Here is a 24,082-nt window from a genome sequence, read left to right as displayed (position 1 = left end):
GAAAGGACCCGGCGCTGCTGGATGCCGAAGGGCACGCCGGCCAGCATGGCCGGCCAAGGCGGCGCTTGCCTTCCATGGCGGCGGCCTCGTCGAAGCGGCGTAGCGTTCCCGAACCTTTTGGCATGCGCCCCTTCCAGGTTCGTGCGGCCGTCACCATCGACGGAAGCGGGAAGGCGGCGCCAAAAATCGCCGTCCGCGTCCATGGATTGCCAGGTTCAGATGATGCGCGAAAGAAACGCGCGTGTCCGCTCATGACGGGGGCTGCCGAAAATCAGCTTTGGTGGCCCTTCTTCAATGACCATCCCGCCGTCCATGAATACGACCTTGTCCGCCACATCTTCGGCAAAGCGCATTTCGTGAGTGACAACGATCATCGTCATGCCGTCGGCGGCGAGCGAGCGCATGACGTCGAGCACCTCGCCGACGAGTTCGGGATCCAGTGCACTCGTCGGCTCATCGAAAAGCATGAGCTTGGGCTTCATCGCCAAAGCGCGCGCGATTGCCACCCGCTGCTGCTGGCCGCCGGAAAGCTGATCCGGATAGGCATCGAGCCTGCTGCCCAGCCCGACCCGTTGGAGGAGTGCGATCGCCTCGCCGACAACCTCCTTCCGTGGGCGCTTTTGAACCAGGATGGGGGCCTCGATCACATTCTGCAGCGCAGTCATATGGGCGAACAGATTGAAACGCTGGAAGACCATGCCGATATTGGATCGCCTGACGGAGATTTCCCTTTCCTTAAGTTCATAAAGTCGATCTCCCCTGCGGCAGTATCCCACCAGGTCGCCATCGACATAGAGCGCCCCGGAATCGATCTTCTCCAAATGATTGATACATCTGAGCAAGGTCGACTTGCCTGAACCGGAGGGGCCGATCAGGCATACGACCTCTCCGAGTTCGACATCGAAATCAATTCCCTTGAGGACTGAAAGGGCGCCAAAGCTCTTGCCCACCTGAACGGCGGAAACCATGGGCATTATCATTTCGAATTCCTTATGCCTGAGCCACCGAACATCCGTCTCGACCATGATACCGTTGCCGTGCGGTCTCCCCGAGCAAATCGTTTCTCTATCCGTCCCTGTATCACGGTCATCACAGAGGTTATGGCGAGGTACCAAACGCAGGCGACGAGCAGCAGCGGGATGGTCTGGAAGGTGCGCGATGAGATCGTCTGGACCGAATAGAGAAGATCGGATAGCGCAATGACGCTCACCAGCGACGTCATCTTCAGCATCCCGATCGTCTCATTGCCCGTCGGCGGCACGATGACTCGTACTGCCTGCGGGAGAACGATCCGCCTCAGAATCTGTCCCGGCCTCATTCCCAGCGCCCGAGCAGCCTCCTGCTGACCTTGATCTACCGACATGATGCCGGCGCGGACGATCTCCGCCATGTATGCGCCCTCGTTGAGGCCGAGGCCGAGCAGGGCGGCAGAATAGGGTGTGATCAGATCGTTGGCCGAACCTCTGAAGAAGGTCGGGCCGAAGGGAATTCCAATAACGATTTCCGGTATCAGGAAGGCGAGATTGTACCAGAAAATGAGCTGCACAAGGACCGGCGTTCCGCGGAAGAACCAAAGGTAGAGCCCGGCCGGGACATTGAGAAAAGGGTTCTCCGAAATCCGCATGATCGCGAGGATGACGCTCAAAACGGTTCCGATGCACATCGCGGCAACGGTCAGCCATAGTGTCAGTCCAAGCCCTTGCAGGACGATCGGCTCAAACACGTTCGCGAAGACCACGTCCCACCCAAAGTTGGCATTGGTGACGATTCCATGAGCCAGCCATATCGCCGCCGCCGCCATGGCCGCTGCGGCGATCCATCTGCCCGGCTTGCGGACAGGAACAACCATCAGCTTGTGATCAGACGCAAGATTGCGTTGCAGCCGCTTCTGCTCCGTCTGGTCGAGCGGCGTCTCAGGCACGAGCCGGCCAAACTTTCGTGGTTGCATGGCTTCCAACATTTCCTCCCATGCGCCGTAGTCTTGCAAGAAGATTCGGCGCTGTCTTCATCGAAGTCCGGATGGTTGTCCCGGCCGGTTTTTTCCGGCTCCGATTCCCGATTGGGCGATCGGAGCCGGAAAGCTGCGGTGCCAAGGCAACGATGGAAGCTTGTGCCTTGGCCGTTCGGGTCTCAGTTGGCGGTCGCGCCCTTGGAGACCAGATTGATGCCGGGCGTTTTCAGCTTCAGAGCCGCGATATCCCACTTGTCCATGATGCGGTCATAGACGCGTTCATCCATCAGCGCTTTCGTTCCGGCCAATAGCGCATTGGCCAGTTCCGTGTTGTCTTTCTTGACGATGAAGCCGTCGATTTGCTTCGGCAGCACGTCAAGCACAATCAGCTTCACCGGCTGAGACGACTGTTTCTTGATAAACGCGGCGGCGGAAGCATCATTGACCAGGAAGTCGACGCGGCCTGAAAGCAGCGCCAAGATAGTGGCATCCGCCGAAGCGAACTCGTTCGTTGCGATCGGCGCCTTGCCGTTCTTCACGCAGAGAGGCGAAAGCAATTCCTTGATGCTCTGGACAAATGTCGTGCCCTTCTGCGCGCCGCTTTTCAGGCCGCACAGGCTCAGCGGATTGTCGGTGATCGCACTGTTCTCAAGCGTGAAGATGCCGTTGATGGAAATCGACAGATCGACGAACGTCACCTGTTTCTCGCGCTCGACCGTGTCGGAGATGCACTCCATCGCGGTGTCGTAGCGACCGCTCTGGACGCCGGGAATCAAGCCATCGAAGTTGATTGATTCCGCTTTGACCTTGACCCCGAGCTTCTTCGCCAGGGCATCCCAAAGGTCCGGCTCCCAGCCGATCATCGTGACATTGTCTTCCGCGAAGCTCTCGCACGGAGGATAATGCGCATCGGTCGCCAGCTTGATAATTCCGGAATCCTGGATGCTCTTGGGCAGCATCGCGTGCAGGGCCGGATCGGTCTTGACCGAAGCTGTGATTGCGTCATCGGCAAGCGCGACTGTCGGCCTGCCGAGCACGAGAGCGGTCACGGCAAGGAGCCCGACCGAAACTGCAAGTATCACTTTCCTCATTTTACTTCCCCTTCGCTTGTGTGGTTGAATGGGTTTGACACCCTTTTGTTTGCTCACCCCTTCTGCCGAGGGTGCTCCTGCCGGCCAGCTATCGAACCGGCTAATTTTGTTCGCGTCAGGCAGGATGGCTCACGCCCTTCCCGATCTTCGGTTTCTTAAATCTGTCAGCGAGTAACGCGTGTGGATCGCCTCGGGATCGAGGGCGAGTTCGATCAGGGCAGGCGTGCCAGAGCCGATCGCGCGCTCGAACGCCGGAGCGAAATCCTCGGTCTTACGCACACGCTCGGCGTGGGCGCCGTAAGCCTTGGCAAGCATGCAGAAATCGGGATTCGTCAGGTTGGTCCCATTGACGCGGCCTTCGAGCCTGTTTTCCTCATGGATACGGATCGTCCCGTACATGTTGTTGTTGAAAAGCAGGATGATGACGTTGGCGCCGTACTGGACAGCGGTTGCGAGTTCTTCTCCGCACATCTGGTAGCAGCCGTCGCCGACGAAATTGACGACAACCCGCTCCGGGTAAAGCAGTTTCGCCGAGATGGCGGCCGGAAGGCTATAACCCATCGAGCCGCTAATCGGACCAAGTTGCGTATGCAGCTTGTAGTGGGCGAAATATCTCTGACTCCAGGTCGCGTAGGCGCCCACGCCGTTCGTCACGATCGCGTCATCGGGCAACCGGTCCCGAAGCCATTTCATCATGTTTGGCAAGTCGATCGGACCTGGGCACGGTCCCGGCGTCGTTTCCATCTCGAAGGTTTTGCGCAGCCGGCGGACCCATTCCGCTCTCGCAGCGCGGTCGACCGGAGGAAGCTTGGCTAGCGCGGCGGCGAACGCGTCGTTGCCGGCAAGTATTGCGAGGTCGACCTGAAAGACCCGGTTCAATTCTTCCAGGCTGCTCGTCACATGGACGAACTTTTGCTTCGGCACGGGAATATCAAAGAGCGTGAAGCCCTCCATATATCCGGCACCAATCGTGTTCACATCGCTGAGCGCGTCATTGACCATGATCACCAGGTCGGTGTCCCTGATGTGCGAAAGCAGAGCCGGATTGGCGCCAATGCCGATCTCTCCGGCGTAGCATTGCAGTCGATGGTCGATGATGTCCCGACGACGAAACGTGGTGACGACCGGCACGCTGCAATTCTCGGCAAACCGCTGGATGTCGTCGCGCGCCTGCTCGGTCCAGCCCGAGCCGCCGACGATAATTAGCGGCCGCTCCGCATCGCAGAGCATGGCGCGCACCTTCTCCATGTCGGCGAGCGCGGGTGTCCCAACCGAGGCTCGCCTGTAAGGCTTTCCTTCCGCCACGACGCATTCCTCCTCGAGCACGTCCTCCGGCACCACAAGGACGACTGGACCCATCCGGCCGGTCATGGCCGTGTGGTAGGCCCGCTGGATGAATTCCGGGATACGTCTCGGGTCATCTATCTGCGCTACCCATTTCGTCATGGGCGCGAACATCGTGCGAAAGTCGTAGGACATGAACGCTTCGCGCTCCATCAACCCACGCTTCACCTGGCCCACCATCAGGACCATCGGCGAAGAATCCTGGTAGGCCGTGTGCACGCCGTTCACAGCGTTGGTGGCGCCGGGACTGCGTGTGACAAATGCAATGCCGGGCCGTCCGGTCAGTTTGCCATGGGCCTCAGCCATCTGGGCAGCGCCGTTTTCGTGGCGGCAGGTGACTGTGCGGATTTCCGGATGACGGCACGCCAGAGCGTCCAGAACGGAAAGAAAGCTCTCGCCAGGGACGTGGTAGACAAGTTCGGCTCCGTTGAGCCTAAGTTCGTCAGCGAGGATCTCGCTGCCTTTCCGCTTCATCATCTGCGCACCCGCTCCCCGGCCCGACTCCAATCTACCCGCTGACCTTCAACCGATGACAAAGGGGTTCTCGATTTCTTTGGCCATAGATAGCCACACCGCCTTCGTCTGGAGGTATTCGCGAATGCCCTCCACGCCGTTTTCGCGCCCTAAGCCGCTCTTCTTGTAGCCGCCGAACGGAGTCGTGTAGGAGATGTCGCGATAAGTGTTGATCCAGACGCTGCCCGCATCGAGTTGTTCGGACATGCGGAGCGCACGCTTCATGTCTGAAGTCCAGACGCCGGCCGCCAAGCCGAACTCGCTGTCGTTCGCGATCGCTACCGCTTCTTCCTGGTCGTCGAATACGATCGTCGAAAGGACCGGGCCGAATACTTCCTCGCGGGCGATCCGCATATCGTTTTTGACGCCGGTGAATATGGTCGGCTCTATGAAGAAACCGTCCTTGCACTCGGCAAGCTGGGGTCGCTTGCCTCCCAAGACGAGGCTTGCGCCCTCCTGCCTTGCAATGTCTATGTAACCCAGCACCCTGTCGTACTGCATGGCGTTGGCAATCGGGCCGATCTGGGTCTCTACCTTGCGCGGATCACCGACGCGTGCCGCGCCGCTAAAGGCCGAAAGCTTCTCGACGAACTGGTCGTGAATGCGTCTTTGCACGAGCAGGCGCGAACCGGCGATGCAGGTCTGTCCTGTCGCTCCGAAAATGCCACCGACCACGCCGCGGACAGCGTTGTCCAGATCAGCATCATCGAAGACGATATTTGGCGATTTGCCGCCCAGCTCGAGACTGACCCGCTTCACGTCGCGAGCCGCAAGCGAATACAGATGCGCTCCAGTTGCCGTCGAGCCCGTGAAGCCCACATGACGCGTCAATGGGTGCGTTACGAGCGGCTCGCCAATTTCCTTGCCAAACCCGGTCACGACGTTGATCACCCCAGGCGGGAAGCCAGCCAGTTCGACCAACTCCATAAGCTTCAGGGCGGTGGCGGACGTATGTTCCGCCGGCTTCATGACGATGGTGTTCCCCGCTGCGAGAGCGGGCGCGGCCTTGAGCGAGAAAAGGAGCAACGGCGCGTTCCATGGAACGATGCCTACGCAAACCCCCAAAGGCTCCGGACGGGAATAGCTCAGCGCCGGCTTGTCGCAGGGATGGACGACGCCTTCGATTTTGTCGGCCAGACCCGCATAGTAGTAGTACCATTTGGGAATGTAGCGGATTTGATGCCGCATTTCCGCGAGCAGGCGGCCATTGTCGCGCACCTCGATTTCCGCGAGCGCGTCGGCATGTTCTTCGATGAGGCTGCCAAGCCGATAAATAAGCCTTCCGCGCTCGGAGGGATGCATGGATCCCCAGGGACCTTTTCTGAAAGCACGGTCCGCAGCGCGAATGGCGCGGTCAGCGTCCGCGGAATTTCCTCTCGGCACCAGCGCCCATGGCTTGGCCGTGAAGGGATCCACCGTCTCGAAGTAATCCCCTGATGCCGGCTCGACCCACTCGCCGCCGATATACATCTTCATTTTGCTGAGCTCGCCCGCCATCCGGTTCTCCTGTCTTCCTCACTCAAGGCCCTCGTCCGATGCCCTGATGCGGGACATCTGAGAGGTGAATTAAACATCTTTTCCAGATAATAATAATATCATTTCATGGAGAAAATACCGATACTTTCCGCTTGTCAAGGGCACCGAACCGGGAAAAGGGGGCAGGATGCGTGATGGAGAGGCTAAAAATGATATCCATACCGAAGCTCCAGATGAGCCCTCAGGCGCAGCACGGGGGACCAAATCTGTCGTCGAGAAGCGCATGATGTTCGTGGCGGTCGGATTGCGCGAACGGCTCACCCCGCTCAAGGTGCGTCCGCCCGGCACGCCGTGCTTTGAGGCGCAGGCCGGCACGCAAGCGGCGATCGAGCACATCGCGTGGCTCGGCGAGCAATGTGCTGGTGTCGACGCGGCGCCGCCGCTGGACCGGCGCATCGTGACGGGATTGGAGGCGGCGACCGCCTACGAGGCTGGGTTGATGGATCGATTCCTCGCCGGTACGACGGCCATACCCGGCCTGACGCTCTCGGCATCGCCAGCCGCAACCGACTGGACGCGCGCGTGCCGACCTTTAGCTTCCGGCTGGCCAATCGCTCGCCGCTGGAAAACGCGGCTGCGCTGGCTGAGGAAAAACATCTTCGGCTGGGCCGGCGACTCTATGCCATGAAGCCTCCGGCAGGCTTGGACCGCGCGAAAAAAGGCGTCGCACGGCTGGGTCTGTCACACTACACCACGACGGACCAGGTCGACCAAGCCATAGAGGCCGTCGCCCGGCTCGCGGTCCGACGGGGGGAGCATTAAGTAGGCAAAAAGGGGACCAGCTGTGGCTGCTGTGGATAATGGGTCCTGGTGTCTTGCTGATTGGGCCAGCTAGCGCGCACTCTCACAGCTATGGTGGCAGAGCATGTCGAATTGGCCTTGTTTGAGCAGTCACTCGGCAACATCGAAGGCCTCAATCGACCGTTCTGTGATCGTGTGGCGGACGCTGCGGAAAAAACCGAAGGGTCGGTTCTGTTCGATGTCCGCGTTGACGGCGATACCTGGGTTCAGCGGATAGCTGCGATTGGATATGGCGTGATAGGTACAGCTATAATCGTGATGGGGAAGAACGGACAACTTAGATGCGCATCGGTAGACGGGGATACCGCTCTTTTGGTGTCAGAACTGGCTGCCTGGAATGCGTCTCCGCTTGGTGAGCAAGCGAAGATTGATCAACGCGGAGCAGCCAACATCCTGCTGGCGACGCTCCGTAGTTCAGGTCACTTCGGCAGTGGTGGCTGGCGTTCCTGAGCGAGGCTTATGCAGCCTTCTGGCTAACCACCAGCGGGATAGTCGAGTTCCAACGATCCAGATTTCCAGGGCGGCAAATTGCTTGCCCTGTGACGTCCCGTGACTGACGGTCAGGTCTCCCTACCTGGGCGGGTTGGGCTACAATACCGGCTTCGCCAAAGCGGTCGATCTTGCTGGAAGCTTGCTGCCGCGGTCACGGGTTGAGCCATGCCGCATGGCAGCTACGTACAGGCAGCCTTACAGCAGCAGAATGAAAACCGACCACCCTATTCCCGCCTGTACGGCACGCCCAGCATAGCCGGTGCGCTGGTCCGCGAGCGACGGATCATCAACGCAACGATCGCCGCAACATAAGGCATCATCAACATATATTGGTAGGGAATGGCGATACCGACGCCCTGGATTTGCAATTGCAGCGCGTCGAGGAAGGAGAACACCAGAGCCGCCACGAAAATCGGGTAGGGGCGCCATAGGCCGGCGATGACGATGATGATGGCCAGCCAGCCGCGCCCGTTGGTCATGTCCGGCACGAAACGCGCCGCCTGGCCGACGGAGAGAAACGCGCCGGCAACGCCCGCCATCAGGCCGCCGAAGAGCACGGCGGCATATTGCACCGGCGCGACCTTTACCCCCTTAACATCGAGGGCCTTGGGATTGTCGCCGGCGCAGCGCACGATCAGTCCATAACGCGTCCGGAACAGGAAGAGCCATACCGCCGGCACCATCAGAAAGGCTATGTAGGTCAGCACCCGCTGGTCAAACAGGATGGGGCCCAGCACGGGAACATCGCTCAGCCCTGGCACCGGCACATCGGCGAAGAAAGGGATGGTCGGCGTCTTGCCATCGCCAGCGAAAGCGGAACGCAACCAGTATGTGGAAAGGCCGGCGCCGAGCAGGTTGACGGCAAGACCGGTGACGATCTGCTCTACTTTCAGCGTGATCACCAGCACGGCAAAGACGAGAGCCATCAGCGCGCCGGTAAATCCGGCAGCGAGGACGCCCAGCCATAACGACCCGCTTTCATAGGTGGCGAGATAGCCGGTGAAGGCTCCCATCAGCATCATGCCCTCAAGACCCATATTGTAGACGCCGCTGCGCTCGGCGATGAGTTCTCCAAGTGCGGCGAGCAGGAGCGGGGTGCTGATGCGGATGGTGGCCGCCGCCACACTGACCAGGATTGAGGTTTGAAAGAGTGCGTCAAGCACGGCCGACCCTCCGCAGGCGGAAATTGCACGCTGCCCAGCCAGCTAGGAAGAACAAAAGCAGGATCGCCTGGATGGCGTATATCAGCGCCGAGGGCACGCCGGTCTTGATCTGCATGAGCGTAGCGCCGTTGAGCAACGCTCCGAACAGCACCGAGGCAACGACGACGCCAAGCGGATGCAATTGGCCGAGGATGGCCACGATGATGCCGCTGTAGCCGTAACCTGCTATTACGCCTGCCTTCAGGCGGTAATGGACGCCGTAGACTTCCGTGATCCCCGCGAGCCCCGCAAGCGCGCCGGAAACCAGAAGCACAACTATGACCAGCCTTCGAGTATTGGTGCCCTGTACATCGAGCGCGCGCATGTTGGACCCGGCAGCCTTGATCTCATAGCCCAGCGGTGTGCGCGTCAACAGCATGTGAACCAAGCCAGCCGCCACAATCGCCAGCAGGAAGCCGGAATGCAGGCGTGAACCGGAAAACAGCAACGGAAGCACCGAGCCCGGATCGACCTTCGGCGTCTGTTCGAAGAAGGCGCCCGCCTCGCTCCATGGGCCGCGCAGCAGCAGCAGCGAAAGGACATAGACGATGATGTAGTTGAGCATGACGGTCGAGATCACCTCATCGACCGAGAAGCGGGTCTTCAGCACGCCCGCAAGGCCGGCATAGAGTGCGCCGCCGACAATGCCACCGGCTATAACCACAGGAATTTGGATGAAAGGCGAAAAGCCGGTGAGATTGTGCTGCGCCCAATAAGCGAACATGGCGCCGGCAAAAACCTGGCCTTCGGCGCCAATGTTCCAGATACGCGCGCGGAAGGCGACACACGCGGCAAGACCGGTGAAGATCAGGGGCGTTGCCTTGACCAGCGTTTCGCCGGCGGCGCGCAACGAGCCAAAGCTGCCTTTCAGGAGAGCCGTGAAGGCGGCACCCGGGCTGGCGCCCGCGGCGGCGAAAAGCAGACTGCAAACCAAAACCGCCGCGATCGCCGCCAAAGCAAGTGCAACGATGCGCGCGGTCGGCCGCGGTTCCAGCCGGCGCTCGAGGCGCCACTCCACGAGGTTGAAATCGGTCACGCCGCAGCCTCGCTCCCATGGCCGGCCATCAGGCTGCCGATTTCGTCATAGGTGGTTTTTTCCGTATCGCGCACCGCAAGGACGCGGCCGCGAAACATCACACATATACGACTGCTGAGAGCGAAAAGATCCTCCAGTTCCTCGCTCGCAAGCAGGATGGCGCAGCCTTCGTCGCGCTTGTGCAGGAGTTGTCGGTAGACGAATTCGATGGCGCCGACATCGAGTCCGCGCGTCGGCTGGTTGCACAGCAGAAGCCGCTTCGCTTTGGCAAACTCGCGGGCGAGGATGACCTTCTGCGCGTTGCCGCCAGACAATTTGCGAGAGGGTGACGACGGCCCGGTTGCGGCAATCGAATAGGCAGCGATGACCATGCGCGCATTTGCGTCGAGCGCCGCGGTGTCGATAAATGGCCCATTGCGCCAGCGCGTTTGCCATTGTTGGCCGAGTACAAGATTCTCGCCGATATCGAGATCGGCAACGAGCCCGTCGCGGAAGCGGTCGCTGGGCACGTAGCCAATGCCTTTCGCAGCAATCGTCGCCGGTGAGTACGCCTGCAGAGTTTCGCCATCGAGCAAGACCGTGCCGCCGTCGGGCGCGGCGAGGCCTGCGAGGCACTCGAACAGCTCATCTTGGCCATTCCCGGAAACGCCGGCGATGCCGACGATCTCGCCGGCTGCGATGTCGAGCGATGCGTTGTCCAGCACGGGCCTTCCATCGCGCAGGTGCGTGAGCCCACGCACCGAAAGCACCGTCTCGCCGGTCGCTTTCGCATCTGCGGCGCGCGCCGGCGCCGCAACGGAGCGGCCGACCATCATGGTGGTGAGTTGGTCGCGGCTGACGTTCGAGGTTACGACCGTTCCGACCAGTCTGCCCTTGCGAAGCACGCTGACCCGGTCGGATTGCATCACTTCCGACATCTTATGGCTGATCAGCACGACCGACAGATCTTCACTGGTGAGCCGCCGCACGATCGCAAACAGGCGGCGCGATTCCTCGGGCGTCAGCACCGCCGTCGGTTCGTCGAGGATAAGTAGTCTGGCGCCAGTGTAGAGCGCCTTGACGATCTCGACCCATTGCTGTTCGCCGACGGAAAGGTCGCCGACGTGCCGGTGTGAGTTGAGCGAGATGCCGTAGGTGGAGCAGATCGTCTCGATCCTGGACAGAGCCTCAGCCCGGCCCAGCCGCCAGCCGGAGCCCGTGCCTACCGCCACATTCTCCAGCACAGTGAAGCTGGGCACCAAGACGAAATGCTGGTGCACCATGCCGATGCCGGCGCGGATGGCTTCGCCCGGCGAGCCTAGCTGGACGGTCTTGCCGTCCACCCGAATTTCGCCGGCGTCTGGCTGGTAGAGCCCGTAAAGGCAGGACGACAGTGTCGACTTGCCTGCGCCATTCTCCCCCAACAAGCAATGCAATTCGCCGGGCATGACGTCGAGCGAGACGTCGTCATTGGCGGCAAGCGCAGCGAAACGCTTCGTCAGGTGCCGAACCGACAGGCGCGGTATCTTGCTCATCTCGGATCGGCCCGGCACCACCTCCGGCGTCAGTCCGATTTCGGCTCGTTCAGATTGAGCTCGATTTTCTTCTTGCCGCCCTGGATGGCCTTGGCCGTTTCAGCCGCAAGCGCCTTTACGTCATCGGGCATTTTGGCTTCCCAGGCAGGATTGAGGATGAGGTCGCCCGAACCCTGCTGCCAGCTGAACCACCTTGGTTCCTTCGGCGCGTCGAATTTGGCGTTCATGGTCTTTGCCTTCCACCATTCATCGATGATCCAGTTAATGTGCGGATCCCATTTGACGATGGTGGAGGCGACGATCGACTTCGGCGCCACTTCCGACATGTCCACATAATTGCCGAAGCAGCCTATGCCGCGCTCCTCGCAAACCTCGAAGGCGCCCGACATCTGGTAGATCATGTCCGCGCCGGCGGCGATCTGCGCCGAGGTCGCCTCGTTCGATTTAGCCGGATCGAACCAGGACTGGATGAAGGTGATCTTCTGTTTCACGTTTGGGTTCGCTTCCTTGGCGCCGGTGAAGAAGGCATTGATCTGATCGTTGGTATCTTCGGCCGGGAAGGTGGAGATGGCGCCGATGACATTCGACTTCGTGAGTTTGCCGGCCAGTTGCCCCATCACGTAGGCAGGCTCGTGCGCGTGGACGAATATCCAATAGGCATTGCCGCCGAGTCCGCGATTGCCCGAACCGCTCATGACGAACATCGTATCGGGGAATTCGTCCTTCAGCTTCTCGATCGCATCTGCATAGGCGGTGTCGCCGAACAAGATGTCGTAGTCGCCGGTCTCAGCATAGGTGCGGAACACCTGCTCGGCATTGTCGTAAACGTTCTCGGTATAATTGACCTCGATGTCGAGGCCGTGAGGCTTGGCGGCGATGATCCGGTCCATGGAACTCACGAAGGATGATTCCCACGGTGCTTCCTTGCCCGCCGAAAGAATGCCGGCGATCCTGAGCTTGGTCGGCTCTTCGGCTTGTACGCGGCCGCCCCACAGCCACGTCGCGGCCACGAGCGAAACAGCGACAACAAGGTTTTTCAGCATGGTTCCCTCCCTTTTCTAGCGTTCCCAGTCATGAAGCCGGCTTAACGGATCGACCACCGTCAGGTTTATGCAATCGATCAGGCCGAGATCGGTTATCGCGAAATCGGGTATCGCGGTGATCTGCAGCACGAACATGTACATGAAAGGCCATGGCAGCCTACAGCCGAGCGCGCGCGCGGCCGCGTCGAGATCCTGCTCTTTCTTCGCCATCTCTGGAGGATCAATGTCCGATACGATTCCGCCGATCGGCAGGGGCAGGAATGACACGATCCGACCGCCGTCCGCCACCGCCTGGCCGCCATTGTTCTCGATAATGTGGTTGATTGCCAACGACATGTCGTGGGGATTGGTGCCCACACAAACGATGTTGTTATCATCAGGCGCCGTCGAAGTGGCGAGTGCGCCGGAGCGCAGTCCGAAGCCTGAAGCGAACGCGACCGGCCGATGGGAAGTGCGGCCGTAGCGTTCGACGACGGTGAGATACTGCACGTCCTGTGATGGATCCGCGTCTATATAGCCGTCGCGGACCGGGAGCACGACATCACGTCGCGTGCGTACGAATATTCTCTCGGGCGTAACGGCGATCGCCAGCACGGCCGCCTTGTCGCCCGCTCCGGGCGCGCGCACCAATAGGTCTTTCTGTGAAACCGGCGCTACCTTGAATGTGTTGGTGACAACGGCGCTGCGGGCAGGCGGCGCAAGATCGTCCACGAGCTTGCCGTCGCGAGCGGCCAGCTTGCCTTTCGCGATGACACCTGAGACATGGAAGTCCGCGATATCCTTGACCAGCAGGATATCGGCGGCGAGCCCGGGCGAGATCGAGCCGACCTTCTGGCCGATGCGCAGCGCCTCGGCGCCGTTGATGGTCGCCATCTGGATGGCGGTGAGCGGCGGAACTCCCATCGCGACCGCCATGCGGATCATGTTGTCGAGGTGGCCGCGGGCCAGGATATCCGAGGCGACCACGTCATCGGTGCAGAAGCTGACCCGGCTCGTCGCGGCTATTCCCATCTCGGTGACCATCCGCAGGTTCTCTTCGAGAAAATGGGAGATCGAAGATTCGCGAATGACGACATGCATGCCTTTGCGCAGCTTCTCCAGCATCTCGTCCGCCGTGTAGCTCTCGTGGTCGGAGCGCACTCCGGCCTGCAGGTAGCTGTTCAATCGATTGCCGCGACACATCGGCGAGCAGCCGAGGATCGGCAGACGGCTCTTTTCGGCGATCTCGACCGCCTGCAGAACGTGCTCATCCATCGTGTCGACGAACTCGCGCACCGTCTCCCATATGCCGACGCATTCCGGCCAGGAATGGGTGGCGCGGTGATCGTCCGGTCCGAAATAATAGCCGACGTTGGAGCGAGGCAGTGTGTAGGGCGTCTTGCATGGTGCGCCCCAGAAGATCTTGAGAGGGGTTGCCTTGGCCTCGTCGAGGAATTCGCGGGCGCCTTCCAGGCCGGACACCACGAGGATCTGGTCGAGGCCCGACACAATCGAAGTGGTGCCGAGCGGCACCACCGCCTTGGCGAAGCTAGTTACCGACATCTTGGAACATTCAACGTGGAGGTGGCCGTCTATCAGGCCAGGGCAGAGGAAATAACCAGTAGCATCGATCATCTCGGTCTCGGGGCCGCGGTACTCCGAGACGTCTCCGACAGCGACGATGCGATCCTTGTAGACGGCGACGTCGGCCGGATAGATCTCACCCGAAGCGACGTTGACTAGTGTGCCGCCGGTGACGATGAGAGTCGATTTATGCTCGGCGCGACCAGCACGGATGAATTCGCGTATGTCGGACAAATTCATCTCCGCTCGTGTGGCCTCGCTCGGGCTTGGGACCAAGCTTGTCTGCGCCAAAAATCCCACCTTGCGCGCTCTGATCCTGTCGTATTAGGGTCGTCCATGCAAATGGCAGTTTCTGGCTAGTTCTGGACGCACCGTTCAAATTCTTGGACGATCGATGGATTTTGAAGCGATCGATTATTTTATCAAAGTGGCGGAGGCGCAGTCGCTCTCGCACGCCGCGAAACTGTATGGACTGCCCAAGTCCAGCCTCAGTCACAAAGTGCGCGCGTTGGAGGATTCGCTCGGTGTCGCACTGTTTGTGCGCGACGGTCGGGAATTGCATTTGAGCGATGCCGGGGCCGAGTTCCTCGACCATGCGCAACGCATCAAGGAAAGTTGCGAAGGAGCCAAGGCGGCGATCGCCGAGGCGGGCCACGATATCGCCGGCACGCTGACGATCGGCTCGACCGGCGAGTTCGGCACTTCCTTCACCTCGGAACTGCTGTTCGCCTTCCGTCAACAGTATCCGCAGGTGAATGTCGACGTGATCTTCCTTTCGCTCGGCTATTTCCTGGCGCCCGAAAAGCACCAGCCTTTCGACGGCATATTCCATTGGGGCGAGCCGGCGAACTCAGACTACATCGCTCGCAAGCTCGGGGAGGCTTCCTTCTGTCTCTACGCCAGCCCGCGCTACATTGAGCAATTCGGGGAACCGTCGACGCCCGCAGACTTGGCGGGCCATGGGGCCGTCGCCTTCCGCCGCCCGAGCGGCGTGCAATCCTGGCACCTCGAGCGCGGCGCGGAAACGGTCGACTTCATGCCGACCGCGCAGTGCATGGCGAACGACTACTGGATGCTGAAATACTTCGCCGTAGCCGGCGAGGGTATCGTCTATCTGCCAGCCTTCTTCACCGAGATCGAGTGCAAGAACGGCGATCTGGTGCCGGTGCTCCCGCAATGGCGCTCGCCACTGGTTCCAATCAATCTGCTCTACATGCGACGCCGGTATGTGTCGCGTAAGTTCGCCGCTTTCCTTGATTTCTGCCTGGACTATTACCGCCAGCGCGCCGCTTACAGTTCGCCAAGATATTGCGTCGAGGTCGTGCGGCCCTTTGCGGGCGCGCGCGCCGGGGGAGAAAACAACAGATGATCCAGAGCTGGTTCGAATGCGCGCCGCAGTTGGTTGATGTCGCCATGGGACGCACGCCGGCCGACATGGTGGTCCGGAACGTGCGCTGGGTGAATGTCCATTCGGGCGAGATCATCCCCGCGACGGACATTGCCATCGCGGTCGGCCGCTTCGCCTTCGTCGGCCCGAATGCCGACCATGCCGTGGGCCCCGAGACGCAGATTATCGACGGAGAGGGCCGCTACGCGCTGCCGGGGCTGTGCGATGCGCATATGCATGTCGAGAGCGGCATGGTTACCGTTACCGAGTTCGCGCGTGCGGTCATCCCGCATGGCACCACCTCGATGTTCATCGACCCGCACGAGATCGCCAACGTCCTAGGCATGCCGGGCGTCAAGCTGATGCACGACGAGGCTGCCGGACTGCCGATCAATGTGTTCGTGCAAATGCCGAGCTGCGTGCCGAGCGCTCCGGGCCTCGAGAACGCGGGTGCCAGCCTCGGTCCCGCCGACGTGCGTGAGGCGATGTCGTGGCCGAACATCGTCGGCCTCGGCGAGATGATGAACTTTCCTGGGGTGGTCGCCGGAAATGGCGACATGCTGGCCGAGATCGCTGCCACTCAGGCGGCAGGCAAGACGGTGGGCGGCCACTATGCCTCGAAGGATCTCGGTCTGCCCTTCCATGCCTATGTCGCCGCCGGTCCGTCCGACGATCACGAAGGCACCAGCCTGGCCGACTGCGTTGCGCGGGTGCGCCAGGGCATGCGCGCCATGTTACGGCTTGGCTCCGCCTGGTACGACGTCGCCGCGCAGATCAAGGCGCTGACCGAGCTCAGCCTGGACTCGCGCAATTTCGTGCTGTGTACCGACGACAGCCATTCCGGCACACTAGTCAATGACGGCCATATGAACCGCGTTGTGCGCCATGCCATCGCCCAGGGATTAAAGCCGATCACCGCGATTCAGATGGCCACCCTGAATACTGCTCAGCATTTCGGCATGGAGCGTGAGCTTGGCTCGATAACGCCCGGGCGGCGCGCCGACCTGGTTTTGACCTCCGATCTCACCGAACTCCCGGTCGAAACCGTCATCGCACGCGGCTGTGTGGTGTCGAACGACGGCAAGCTCGTCGCCGACATCACGCCCTACGACTATCCCGCCTCGACCAAGAACACGGTTCGCTTGGGCAAGAAGCTCTCAGCGGCGGACTTCGACATCGTGGCGCCCGAGGGTGCGAACCAGGTCATGACGCGGGTCATCGGCGTGCTCGAGAACCAGGCACCGACCCGTGCCCTGGAGGCTTCGCTCGGCGTCTTGCATGGTATCGTTCAGATGGATCGGACCGGTGACGTCTGCCAGATTGCGCTGGTGGAACGGCATCACGGCACGGGAAAGGTCATCAACGCGTTTGTTTCCGGCTTCGGTTACGACAAACCATGCGCCATCGCCAGCACCGTCGCCCATGACAGTCATCACATGATCGTGGTGGGTACCGACAAGAACGACATGGCGCTGGCGGCGAATCGGCTGGGACAGGTCGGCGGAGGCGTCGTGCTGTTCAGCGAAGGACGCGAACTTGCGCTTGTCAGGCTGCCGATCGCCGGACTGATGTCTGACCAGCGCGCCGAGATCGTGGCAGAAGAAGCCAATGGCCTGATCGCGGCGATGCTTGCCTGCGGATGCGCCCTCAATAATGCCTATATGCAGCACTCTCTGCTGGCGCTTGTCGTCATCCCGGAATTGCGCATCTCCGACATCGGACTGATCGATGTGTTGAAGTTCCAGCCGACCGAAGTGCTGGTCGCCACGACCGCATGAGGAGGCGGATTTAACCTGACATCACCTTCGTCCTGATCATTTTCGGGTCACTCCTCGTCTCTTCGGCATTCATCCAATAAATCATAGCCCTTCCTCCCGCGCATAGGCAGCAAGAAGGTCCGGAAAGTCATTTTCGGGTTTCGCTTTCAGCAGTGCACGTGTGGTGATTGCATCAATATGATGGTCCATCAAGGCAGCAGCCTTGTTCCGGTCGGCCGCGGCCAGGGCGGCAATGATCTCGTGATGCTCGGATACGGCACAGTCGGACGAATGCGGCCGTCCGTAGAGCGACAGGATGAGCGATGAACGCGAAACGAGTTCCGTGACATAGCGCAGCAACAGTTCGTTTCCGGTGAGCGAGGCAAGCAGCACATGAAATTCGCCGGCCAGCTGAATCGACGACGCGGCATTGTTGGCTTTGGCCATCTCTTCCGCGTCGACATGAGCTTCGAGCTGTTTGATCTTTTGCGGCGTCAGCTTGCCGATCAGCGTGTCGACCACCAGCGCTTCAAGCGCCCGCCGCACCTCGAATATATTGTGGCCTTCCTCCAGGCTCGGCTGCGCGACGCAGGCGCCCTTGTGCGGGCGCAATTCGACCAGGCCTTCGCCGTTCAGCCTTGCCAGCGCCTGCCTGACAATGGTGCGGCTGACGCCCAGCCGCTCGCCGATCGAATCCTCAGGCAGCTTTGTTCCCGCGGTCAGCGCCTGGTCGAGTATGACGCGCTTCAACGTGCGATAGACCGCGTCGGACTTGGATACGGCGGATTTCGGATTTTTATTGCGAATGTTGATTGTCATGACCGATCCTGAAATTCATATCCAAGCACACAAGAAGAAAAGCATCCGCAAAGCCGGAGTTTAGAGATGCAAACGGCCCGGCGTCGAGGGCCAATGCCGTCGGCTCGCGTGCCATCAAGGTTTATTCCAATCGTTGTGTGTCGTTTCTGGAGCCCTCATGCCATGAACATCCGATAGCTGGGAGGGAAAATCTCGGCGACCGTCGGATGTCGCCAGGTGCGTTGCGGATAACGCTGGACAAGCCGTTCGAACTGGGCCTGTGCGCGCTGGTGGGCTGCATCGAGATCGAAACCCGGAATGGTTCGGGCGCTCATCACGGTGCGCCCGTCAATGATGACCGTGTGCACATCGCGTCCGCTTGCGGACGTCGTCAGGCAGGCGATCGGATCGAGGACCTGTCCCAGATGGTTGCCGGACAGGTCGAACACGACGATGTCGGCGGCTGCTCCCGCCTGCAAACGTCCCAGGTCCGACCGGCCGAGCGCGTCGGCGCCGCCAATCGTTGCCGCGTCATAGAGATCGGCTGATTTCGGCGTCTCCAGATTGCCCGCCATGACGCGGCCGAGCATCAGGCCGACCTGCATGTTCTGCACCATGTCGGGTGGCCAGGTGTCCGTGCCCATGCCGATGCGCAGACCCTGGCCGCGAAGGCGGGCGAAATTGTCGAGCGCCGCGCCATGCCGCGCCATCACCAGCGGGCAATGCACCAATGTGGCACCCGAACCGGCGATGATTTCGAGATCATCGCCGTCGGCGTGGGTGCCATGCGGCAACAACGCTCTTTCGCTGAGAAAGCCGATGTCCTGGAGCCAGCGGGCGGATGTCGTGCCGAACCGGCGACGCACTGTCTCGATCTCGAATGAAGACTGGCAGCAATGCAGACGGACCGGCACGCCGAGGTCTCGCGCGGCATTGGCGGTCCTGCGCAACAGGTCGGCGGTCCAGAACTCGACACGGTCCGGTGCAAGCATGGTTCGCACCAATCCGCCGAAGCCCCCTTCGTGCTCCAGGCAAAAGGCAACGGCCCCGTCCAGACCCTCCGCGCCGCGCTCTTCGTCCACCTCGACGACGATGCCGCCATCCGCTTCGATGACGGAATGGCCGGCGCGAAAGGCAGGCCCGAGATAGACGCGAAGGCCCAACTCTGCGGCGCTTTCGGCGGCGGATGCGAATTCGTCCGATGTCTCGTTCCATGCACGATAAAACAGCGATGCGATCGGCAATGCAGTAGTGATGCCGTTGCGGATGAGTTGCGCGAAGGCATAGTGTTTTTGAAACGTCAGCTCCTCGCGCGCCAGCATTTCTACCGGCCCGGCTTCCACATAGTCGCGCGGCCAGACGCGGCCCTTCTTCCAGCCGGGTTGATGATCGAGGCCGAGCACGCCCGTATCCAGGTCCGAAAGCGCATCCAGATCGATGAAACCCGGGCCGATCAGCGCCCTGCCATGATCGATCCGCCGCTTTACAGGCCCGCCGTAGCGATGGCCGACGAAGACGATCCTGCCGTTCTCATGGACGACCTCGCCATTCTCCAGAAGGACATGGCGCCCGTCCCGGTGGCCGACAACCCATCGTGCGGTGAGCAGGACGGGTCCGTCGTCACGCTGGTTCGTCCGACGACTATGCGACATCGGGCAGATCTCCGGCCAGCGCACCGTCACGCACGAGCACGCGGCCGCCGCGGATGACCGTGCGCTTCCGTGGGGTCAGGGCCACGGCTTCCGCCAGGGTCCGCGCGCAAACCAGCACGACATCGCCGTGGCAACCGGGCGAAAGCCCATAATCCGTCAGGCCGATACCTTGCGCGCCGCCAAAGGTGCAAACGCGCGCCGTCTCTTCCAGATCGGCATCGTTGGTCATGCCGTTGCGCTGCGCAAGATATTTGGCCCGCTCCAGTATGTCGCCATTGCCCCATGGCTCCCAGGTGCCCTGGATGCCGTCGGAACCGGATGCCACGACGAGGCCGGACTGGCGCATCATGCGCAGCGGAACCGCCGGCGCGGATGGGCTGCCGACCGTCATGACGGCGATGTCTTCAGCCGCCAGCGCGTCGATCAACGTGTGCTGCCTATGCGTGTCCAGCATGCCGAGACAATAGGCATGGCTCACCATGACGCGGCCCTGAAGGGAGAGCGCCTTGGTCCGTTCGACGATCAGCTCAAGGCAGAAGGCGCCCAATTCTCCCGGTTCGTGCAGATGAATGTCGACCGGCTTGCCGTATCGATCCGCGAGCGCGAAGATTGCGTCCAGGTGGCGAACCGGATCCCGCTCGATCGTTGCCGGGTCGATGCCGCCGACAATATCGGCCCCCGCCTTCAATGCGTCCTCCATCAGCGCCTGCGTGCCTTCGCGTCCCAGCATGCCGCTTTGCGGGAAGGCGACGACCTGCACGTCGACCAATCCCTTGAAGGCTTCGCGCGTTGCAACGACACCCTCGATGTTGGTAATGCCGATTTCCGTATCCACATCGACATGGCTGCGGATATGCGTCACGCCGAAAGCCAGCGTCTGCACGATCTGACGCGCCGATTGCCTGCGCGCATCGATGCCGAGTTCCCGCTTGGCCTTCCTGTCGGCCAGGATCCTGTCGTTGCGCGTGGGTCCCACACGGTTCTGAAACCAGTCCATGCCGACAAGCGTCTTATCGAGATGCGTGTGCGCCTCGACCAGGCCGGGCAGGGCAACCTGTCCAAGCCCGTCGATTTCATGCGCCGCTTTCCCGCTGGTTGCTTGCGCGAACCGACCGTCGCGAATGTAGAGGTCCGTGACAGCGCCGCCCAAGGGCCTGACATCGCGAATGAGAAGGTCTTCGGTCATCTGGGTCTCCCTGTTTGCGCCCCGGAACTCGGCCTATGCCAGCCCGGCGCGTTTCATCATCAGATGGAAGGCTCCTTCGGCGCGATCCAGAATGGCGTCTTCATCGTGATCGACGAGGCGGCGTCCACGCATGAGGACACGCCCGTCGACGATCGTCGTGTCAACATCCGCGCCGTTGGCGAAGCGTGCCAGCCGCTGCGCGGGGTGCGCCGGCGGCCACAGATGCGGCTGGCGCATGTTGACCAGGATGATGTCGGCGCGCTTGCCCGGTTCCAGCGAGCCGATTTCGTTCTCCATCGACAGGGCACGCGCGCCCTCGATGGTCGCCATCTCCAGCAATTGCATCGGCGGCAGGACCGCATCGTTCCTGAAGTGCCGGGCATGATAGCGGTGCGCCTGGAACATGTTGCGGAACATGTCGAAAGAGCGATCGGGCGCCGCCGCGTCGGTGCCGAGCGACACGGTGACACCCCTTTCCATCAGTTCCGTCGCCGGACAACGGCCCGAGACCGACATCAGAGCACTTGGATTATGCGCCACCTTGGCGTGGCTGCGTTTCAGCGCGGCGATGTCTGCCTCGGTCAGTTCGATGCAGTGCGCCAGCAGCGAATGCTCGTCGAACAGATCGAGCCGTTCCGCATTGGCGGCGATGGAACCGTCGCGATGGCCATCCTGGATGAACAGCACGTTTTTTGCGCGAGCAAGGTCGCGAGCATTGCGGGACAGATTGTATACCGTTTGTTCGTCAAGTTCGCGCCGAGTGAACACCGGGAGAGAGACCGCAATCCGCACCCGGCCATCGCGACCAGCCCAATCATCGATGATTTCCGCGCACACTGCCAACTGGGTTTCCGGCGAAATGGTGATTTCGACATACGGAACGTATGCGTGGTCCCGATAGACATGGGACGAGGTCGGCCGGTTCGGCCCGACGGCGAGTATCTCGCGCACTCCCATTTCGGCGATGGCGGCAAGATGTGCCCGTGCTGCCCCCGGCGCCTCGGTGCGCATGATGTCCGGCCCGCCGCCAAACAGCAGGGCAGCGGTGGTCGTTCCGCATTTTATGCGCTCAAGGGCCGACAATGTGGCCTCGGCTGCCCAGAATTCCGTATCCGACGCCTCTGCATAGATACGCCCCGCGATAGTCATCCAGGCTTCGGAATCGTCTCCCAGGCCTTTGGTCAGCATGTGACCCGCATGCGCGTGCGTGTCGACGAGACCCGGCATGACAACCATTCCCGAAGCATCGATGCGCGCCACCTTCTGATCTGTGGCGGGGGCCGCGCCGTCGCCGGCGGTGACGATCCGGCCATCCTCCACCAGGACATGACCCCTCGAGAAAATCCGGCGCCCCGCATCCATGGTGACGATGACACCGTTTTCTATCAGCAAGGCCTGGGTCATTCGGAATCCCTTTTCGGAACGGTCACTTGAGCGGTTTTGCACATGAGAAACGAAATCGAACATGCCTGCCTTGATATTGTGCACAATGTGTGTACGATATCAATGGGGATAAATGGTATCCAATAGATCGGAAACTTCGTATACAAATGGGAGAAGAAAATGAGAAAATGCGTTAGGGTCCTGCTCGCCGGACTTGCGATGGTAATGTCGGTGACAGCGCCTTCGCTTGCACAGACACTGCGCTGGTCATCGGCCGGCGACGTCATTTCGTACGATCCGAATGCCCAGGTCGACAGTTTTACCCAGAGCGTCCAGAACATGGTGTTCGACGGGCTGGTGCGCCGCAACAAGGAAATGGCTATCGAGCCTGCGCTTGCGACCTCCTGGGAGATCGTCTCGCCGACGCGCTGGCGCTTCAAGCTGCGGCAGGGCGTCAAGTTCCACGAAGGTCAACCCTTCAATGCCGACGATGTCGTCGCCACCATCCAACGTCAGATCGATCCCGGCGCGCGCAACCGAGAAAACCTCTCCGCCGTAACCGGCGTCGAGAAGGTCGACGACTACACGGTCGACCTGATCCTGCGCGGACCCTATCCGCTGCTCCTGAACGATCTCGTCGCCATCTACATGATGAGCAAGCCATGGATGGAGGAGCACAATGCCCTCAAGCCCGGCAATGCCTCAACGGGGGTCGTCACCTACGCCAGCAATCATGCCAATGGCACCGGCGCGTTCAAGCTGGTCAGCTACGAGCCGGACTCGCGCTCGGTCTTCGCCGTCAACAAGGAATGGTGGGACAAGCCGCAGCACAATCTGACGGGGGTGGAATTCCGCCCGATCGCTTCGAACGCCACGCGCGTCGCGGCGCTGCTTTCGGGCGAACTCGACATGATCGCGCCGGTCCCGTTGCAGGACATCGACCGGGTCGCCAACACCGCCGGCCTGAAGGTTGTCGAGAACCCGTCGCTGCGCGAGATCTTTCTCGGCTTCAGCTTCCGGCCGGAGCTTCATGCAGCGCCCGGCAAGCCCAATCCGCTGCTGAACGTGAAAGTGCGCCAGGCGCTTTGGCACGCGGTCGACCTGAACACGATCCAGAAGCGTTTGATGCGCGGAAAGTCGCGCACCTCCGGCACACTGGTCGCGCCACAGGTCACCGGCTACGATCAGTCGATCGACGTAGCGCTGGACTATGATGTCGCGAAGGCGAAATCCATGCTGGCGGAAGCCGGCTATCCCGACGGCTTCAAGGTTGGACTGGCCTGTTCCAACGACCGCTACATCGCCGACGAACAGATCTGCCTGGCAATCGCGTCGATGTGGGCCAAGATCGGCGTCGAGGCCGACGTGCACGTCGAAAGCAAGACGACCTATTTCCCTCGAATGGATAAGGGCGATCTCGATATCTATATGCTCGGATGGGCCTCGCTACCGCCGATGGATGGCTACAGCGTGCTGCAAGCCTTGCTGGCGACCAATGACGGCAATTATGGCGGCAGCAACCCCAACGGGCTTTCCAACGCCAAGATTGACCAATTGGCCCGTTCGGCATCGACCGAACTCGACGAGGCCAAGCGGGTGGATATGCTGAAGGCGGCCTTCAAGATCACGCATGATGAGGCCCTCTATCTGCCGCTGCACCAGCAGCCGGTCGCCTGGGCGATGAGCGACAAGGTCGACATGCCGCAATTCCCCGACGAGTATGTGCGTCCCTGGTTCGCGCATATGAACTAGGAAAATGCGCCGGTAAGGCGTGCCCGCGCTTGCGAGGGAGCTTTCGCGGACACGCCTGACTCGGTTGGAGCGCCTGCTATC

19 protein-coding genes are annotated in these 24,082 nt (G+C 61.1%); 5 read left to right on the top strand and 14 right to left on the bottom strand.

Annotation, left to right across the window (positions count from 1 at the left end; genetic code table 11):
* Positions 1-215: 215 nt before the first annotated feature.
* The 5 genes from LB547_RS10805 to LB547_RS10785 form a co-directional block, all read right to left on the bottom strand.
* Positions 216-977: an amino acid ABC transporter ATP-binding protein gene (locus LB547_RS10805; RefSeq protein ID WP_347439609.1), complete on the bottom strand. Its 762-nt coding sequence runs from the start codon at positions 975-977 to the stop codon at positions 216-218.
* Entirely contained in the window at positions 977-1,801 is an 825-nt protein-coding gene (locus LB547_RS10800) for an amino acid ABC transporter permease (protein WP_210241357.1), read from the bottom strand. Before LB547_RS10800 ends, LB547_RS10805 begins: the two co-directional genes overlap by 1 nt.
* Positions 1,802-2,130: 329 nt before the next feature.
* Positions 2,131-3,042: an ABC transporter substrate-binding protein gene (locus LB547_RS10795; RefSeq protein WP_140763932.1), complete on the bottom strand. Its 912-nt coding sequence runs from the start codon at positions 3,040-3,042 to the stop codon at positions 2,131-2,133.
* Between the two features lie 129 nt (positions 3,043-3,171).
* Positions 3,172-4,860: a thiamine pyrophosphate-binding protein gene (locus LB547_RS10790; RefSeq protein ID WP_140763970.1), complete on the bottom strand. Its 1,689-nt coding sequence runs from the start codon at positions 4,858-4,860 to the stop codon at positions 3,172-3,174.
* A gap of 48 nt (positions 4,861-4,908) precedes the next feature.
* A complete protein-coding gene (locus LB547_RS10785) occupies positions 4,909-6,396 on the bottom strand; it encodes an aldehyde dehydrogenase (RefSeq protein ID WP_140560692.1) in 1,488 nt (495 codons plus the stop codon).
* A gap of 262 nt (positions 6,397-6,658) precedes the next feature.
* On the opposite strand from LB547_RS10785, the gene LB547_RS10780 reads away from it, so the two are divergent.
* Both LB547_RS10780 and LB547_RS10775 read left to right on the top strand, forming a co-directional pair.
* Entirely contained in the window at positions 6,659-7,063 is a 405-nt protein-coding gene (locus tag LB547_RS10780) for a hypothetical protein (RefSeq protein ID WP_140763929.1), read from the top strand.
* Positions 7,064-7,287: 224 nt separating this feature from the next.
* Complete coding sequence (locus tag LB547_RS10775) at positions 7,288-7,686, top strand: hypothetical protein (RefSeq protein WP_140500741.1); 399 nt, start codon at positions 7,288-7,290, stop codon at positions 7,684-7,686.
* Between the two features lie 266 nt (positions 7,687-7,952).
* Here the strand turns inward: LB547_RS10775 and LB547_RS10770 are convergent, their stop codons facing one another.
* From LB547_RS10770 to LB547_RS10750, 5 genes are read right to left on the bottom strand one after another with little or no spacing between them, the layout of a single operon-like run.
* Positions 7,953-8,891, bottom strand: coding sequence for an ABC transporter permease (locus LB547_RS10770; RefSeq protein ID WP_140763926.1), 939 nt, complete (start codon positions 8,889-8,891; stop codon positions 7,953-7,955).
* On the bottom strand, positions 8,884-9,966 hold the full coding sequence (locus LB547_RS10765) for an ABC transporter permease (RefSeq protein ID WP_224655856.1): 1,083 nt from the start codon (positions 9,964-9,966) through the stop codon (positions 8,884-8,886). Before LB547_RS10765 ends, LB547_RS10770 begins: the two co-directional genes overlap by 8 nt.
* Positions 9,963-11,480: an ABC transporter ATP-binding protein gene (locus LB547_RS10760; RefSeq protein ID WP_140763923.1), complete on the bottom strand. Its 1,518-nt coding sequence runs from the start codon at positions 11,478-11,480 to the stop codon at positions 9,963-9,965. The genes LB547_RS10765 and LB547_RS10760 overlap by 4 nt, the downstream gene beginning before the upstream one ends.
* Before the next feature lie 29 nt (positions 11,481-11,509).
* On the bottom strand, positions 11,510-12,523 hold the full coding sequence (locus tag LB547_RS10755) for a BMP family protein (RefSeq protein WP_140763920.1): 1,014 nt from the start codon (positions 12,521-12,523) through the stop codon (positions 11,510-11,512).
* Between the two features lie 15 nt (positions 12,524-12,538).
* Complete coding sequence (locus tag LB547_RS10750; RefSeq protein WP_140763917.1) at positions 12,539-14,320, bottom strand: adenine deaminase; 1,782 nt, start codon at positions 14,318-14,320, stop codon at positions 12,539-12,541.
* 160 nt (positions 14,321-14,480) lie between these two features.
* On the opposite strand from LB547_RS10750, the gene LB547_RS10745 reads away from it, so the two are divergent.
* Positions 14,481-15,455, top strand: coding sequence for a LysR family transcriptional regulator (locus LB547_RS10745; RefSeq protein WP_140500716.1), 975 nt, complete (start codon positions 14,481-14,483; stop codon positions 15,453-15,455).
* Positions 15,452-17,251 (top strand): adenine deaminase, encoded by a 1,800-nt coding sequence (gene ade, locus LB547_RS10740; RefSeq protein ID WP_140763914.1) that lies wholly within the window; start codon positions 15,452-15,454, stop codon positions 17,249-17,251. The genes LB547_RS10745 and ade overlap by 4 nt, the downstream gene beginning before the upstream one ends.
* An 81-nt stretch (positions 17,252-17,332) precedes the next feature.
* On the opposite strand, the gene LB547_RS10735 is transcribed toward ade, so the two are convergent.
* From LB547_RS10735 to LB547_RS10720, 4 genes are all read right to left on the bottom strand, one after another.
* On the bottom strand, positions 17,333-18,049 hold the full coding sequence (locus LB547_RS10735) for a GntR family transcriptional regulator (RefSeq protein WP_140500714.1): 717 nt from the start codon (positions 18,047-18,049) through the stop codon (positions 17,333-17,335).
* Between the two features lie 155 nt (positions 18,050-18,204).
* Positions 18,205-19,680 carry an amidohydrolase family protein gene (locus LB547_RS10730; protein ID WP_140558788.1) on the bottom strand — a complete coding sequence of 492 codons (1,476 nt, stop codon included), beginning with the start codon at positions 19,678-19,680 and terminating at the stop codon, positions 18,205-18,207.
* Positions 19,670-20,866 carry an amidohydrolase gene (locus LB547_RS10725; protein ID WP_140567944.1) on the bottom strand — a complete coding sequence of 399 codons (1,197 nt, stop codon included), beginning with the start codon at positions 20,864-20,866 and terminating at the stop codon, positions 19,670-19,672. Before LB547_RS10725 ends, LB547_RS10730 begins: the two co-directional genes overlap by 11 nt.
* Before the next feature lie 33 nt (positions 20,867-20,899).
* Positions 20,900-22,270 carry an amidohydrolase family protein gene (locus LB547_RS10720; protein ID WP_140763911.1) on the bottom strand — a complete coding sequence of 457 codons (1,371 nt, stop codon included), beginning with the start codon at positions 22,268-22,270 and terminating at the stop codon, positions 20,900-20,902.
* 159 nt (positions 22,271-22,429) lie between these two features.
* On the opposite strand from LB547_RS10720, the gene LB547_RS10715 reads away from it, so the two are divergent.
* Entirely contained in the window at positions 22,430-24,001 is a 1,572-nt protein-coding gene (locus tag LB547_RS10715) for an ABC transporter substrate-binding protein (protein WP_140763908.1), read from the top strand.
* Positions 24,002-24,082 lie beyond the last annotated feature (81 nt).

The sequence above is a fragment of the Mesorhizobium sp. B264B1B genome (assembly GCF_020165765.1).
Classification (GTDB): Bacteria; Pseudomonadota; Alphaproteobacteria; order Rhizobiales; family Rhizobiaceae; genus Mesorhizobium.
The sequence above is the reverse complement of the archived record's forward strand: the minus strand, read 5'-3'. Positions and strand labels throughout refer to the sequence as shown.

Bases quoted from the DNA above. Each gene is read 5' to 3' on its own strand.
- LB547_RS10800 (WP_210241357.1), bottom strand. From the start codon at position 1,801: ATGGCGGCGGCGGCGATATGGCTGGCTCATGGAATCGTCACCAATGCC.
- LB547_RS10795 (WP_140763932.1), bottom strand. From the start codon at position 3,042: ATGAGGAAAGTGATACTTGCAGTTTCGGTCGGGCTCCTTGCCGTGACC.
- LB547_RS10790 (WP_140763970.1), bottom strand. From the start codon at position 4,860: ATGAAGCGGAAAGGCAGCGAGATCCTCGCTGACGAACTTAGGCTCAAC.
- LB547_RS10785 (WP_140560692.1), bottom strand. From the start codon at position 6,396: ATGGCGGGCGAGCTCAGCAAAATGAAGATGTATATCGGCGGCGAGTGG.
- LB547_RS10780 (WP_140763929.1), top strand. From the start codon at position 6,659: ATGATGTTCGTGGCGGTCGGATTGCGCGAACGGCTCACCCCGCTCAAG.
- LB547_RS10775 (WP_140500741.1), top strand. From the start codon at position 7,288: ATGGTGGCAGAGCATGTCGAATTGGCCTTGTTTGAGCAGTCACTCGGC.
- LB547_RS10760 (WP_140763923.1), bottom strand. From the start codon at position 11,480: ATGAGCAAGATACCGCGCCTGTCGGTTCGGCACCTGACGAAGCGTTTC.
- LB547_RS10755 (WP_140763920.1), bottom strand. From the start codon at position 12,523: ATGCTGAAAAACCTTGTTGTCGCTGTTTCGCTCGTGGCCGCGACGTGG.
- LB547_RS10745 (WP_140500716.1), top strand. From the start codon at position 14,481: ATGGATTTTGAAGCGATCGATTATTTTATCAAAGTGGCGGAGGCGCAG.
- ade (WP_140763914.1), top strand. From the start codon at position 15,452: ATGATCCAGAGCTGGTTCGAATGCGCGCCGCAGTTGGTTGATGTCGCC.
- LB547_RS10735 (WP_140500714.1), bottom strand. From the start codon at position 18,049: ATGACAATCAACATTCGCAATAAAAATCCGAAATCCGCCGTATCCAAG.
- LB547_RS10730 (WP_140558788.1), bottom strand. From the start codon at position 19,680: ATGTCGCATAGTCGTCGGACGAACCAGCGTGACGACGGACCCGTCCTG.
- LB547_RS10725 (WP_140567944.1), bottom strand. From the start codon at position 20,866: ATGACCGAAGACCTTCTCATTCGCGATGTCAGGCCCTTGGGCGGCGCT.
- LB547_RS10720 (WP_140763911.1), bottom strand. From the start codon at position 22,270: ATGACCCAGGCCTTGCTGATAGAAAACGGTGTCATCGTCACCATGGAT.
- LB547_RS10715 (WP_140763908.1), top strand. From the start codon at position 22,430: ATGAGAAAATGCGTTAGGGTCCTGCTCGCCGGACTTGCGATGGTAATG.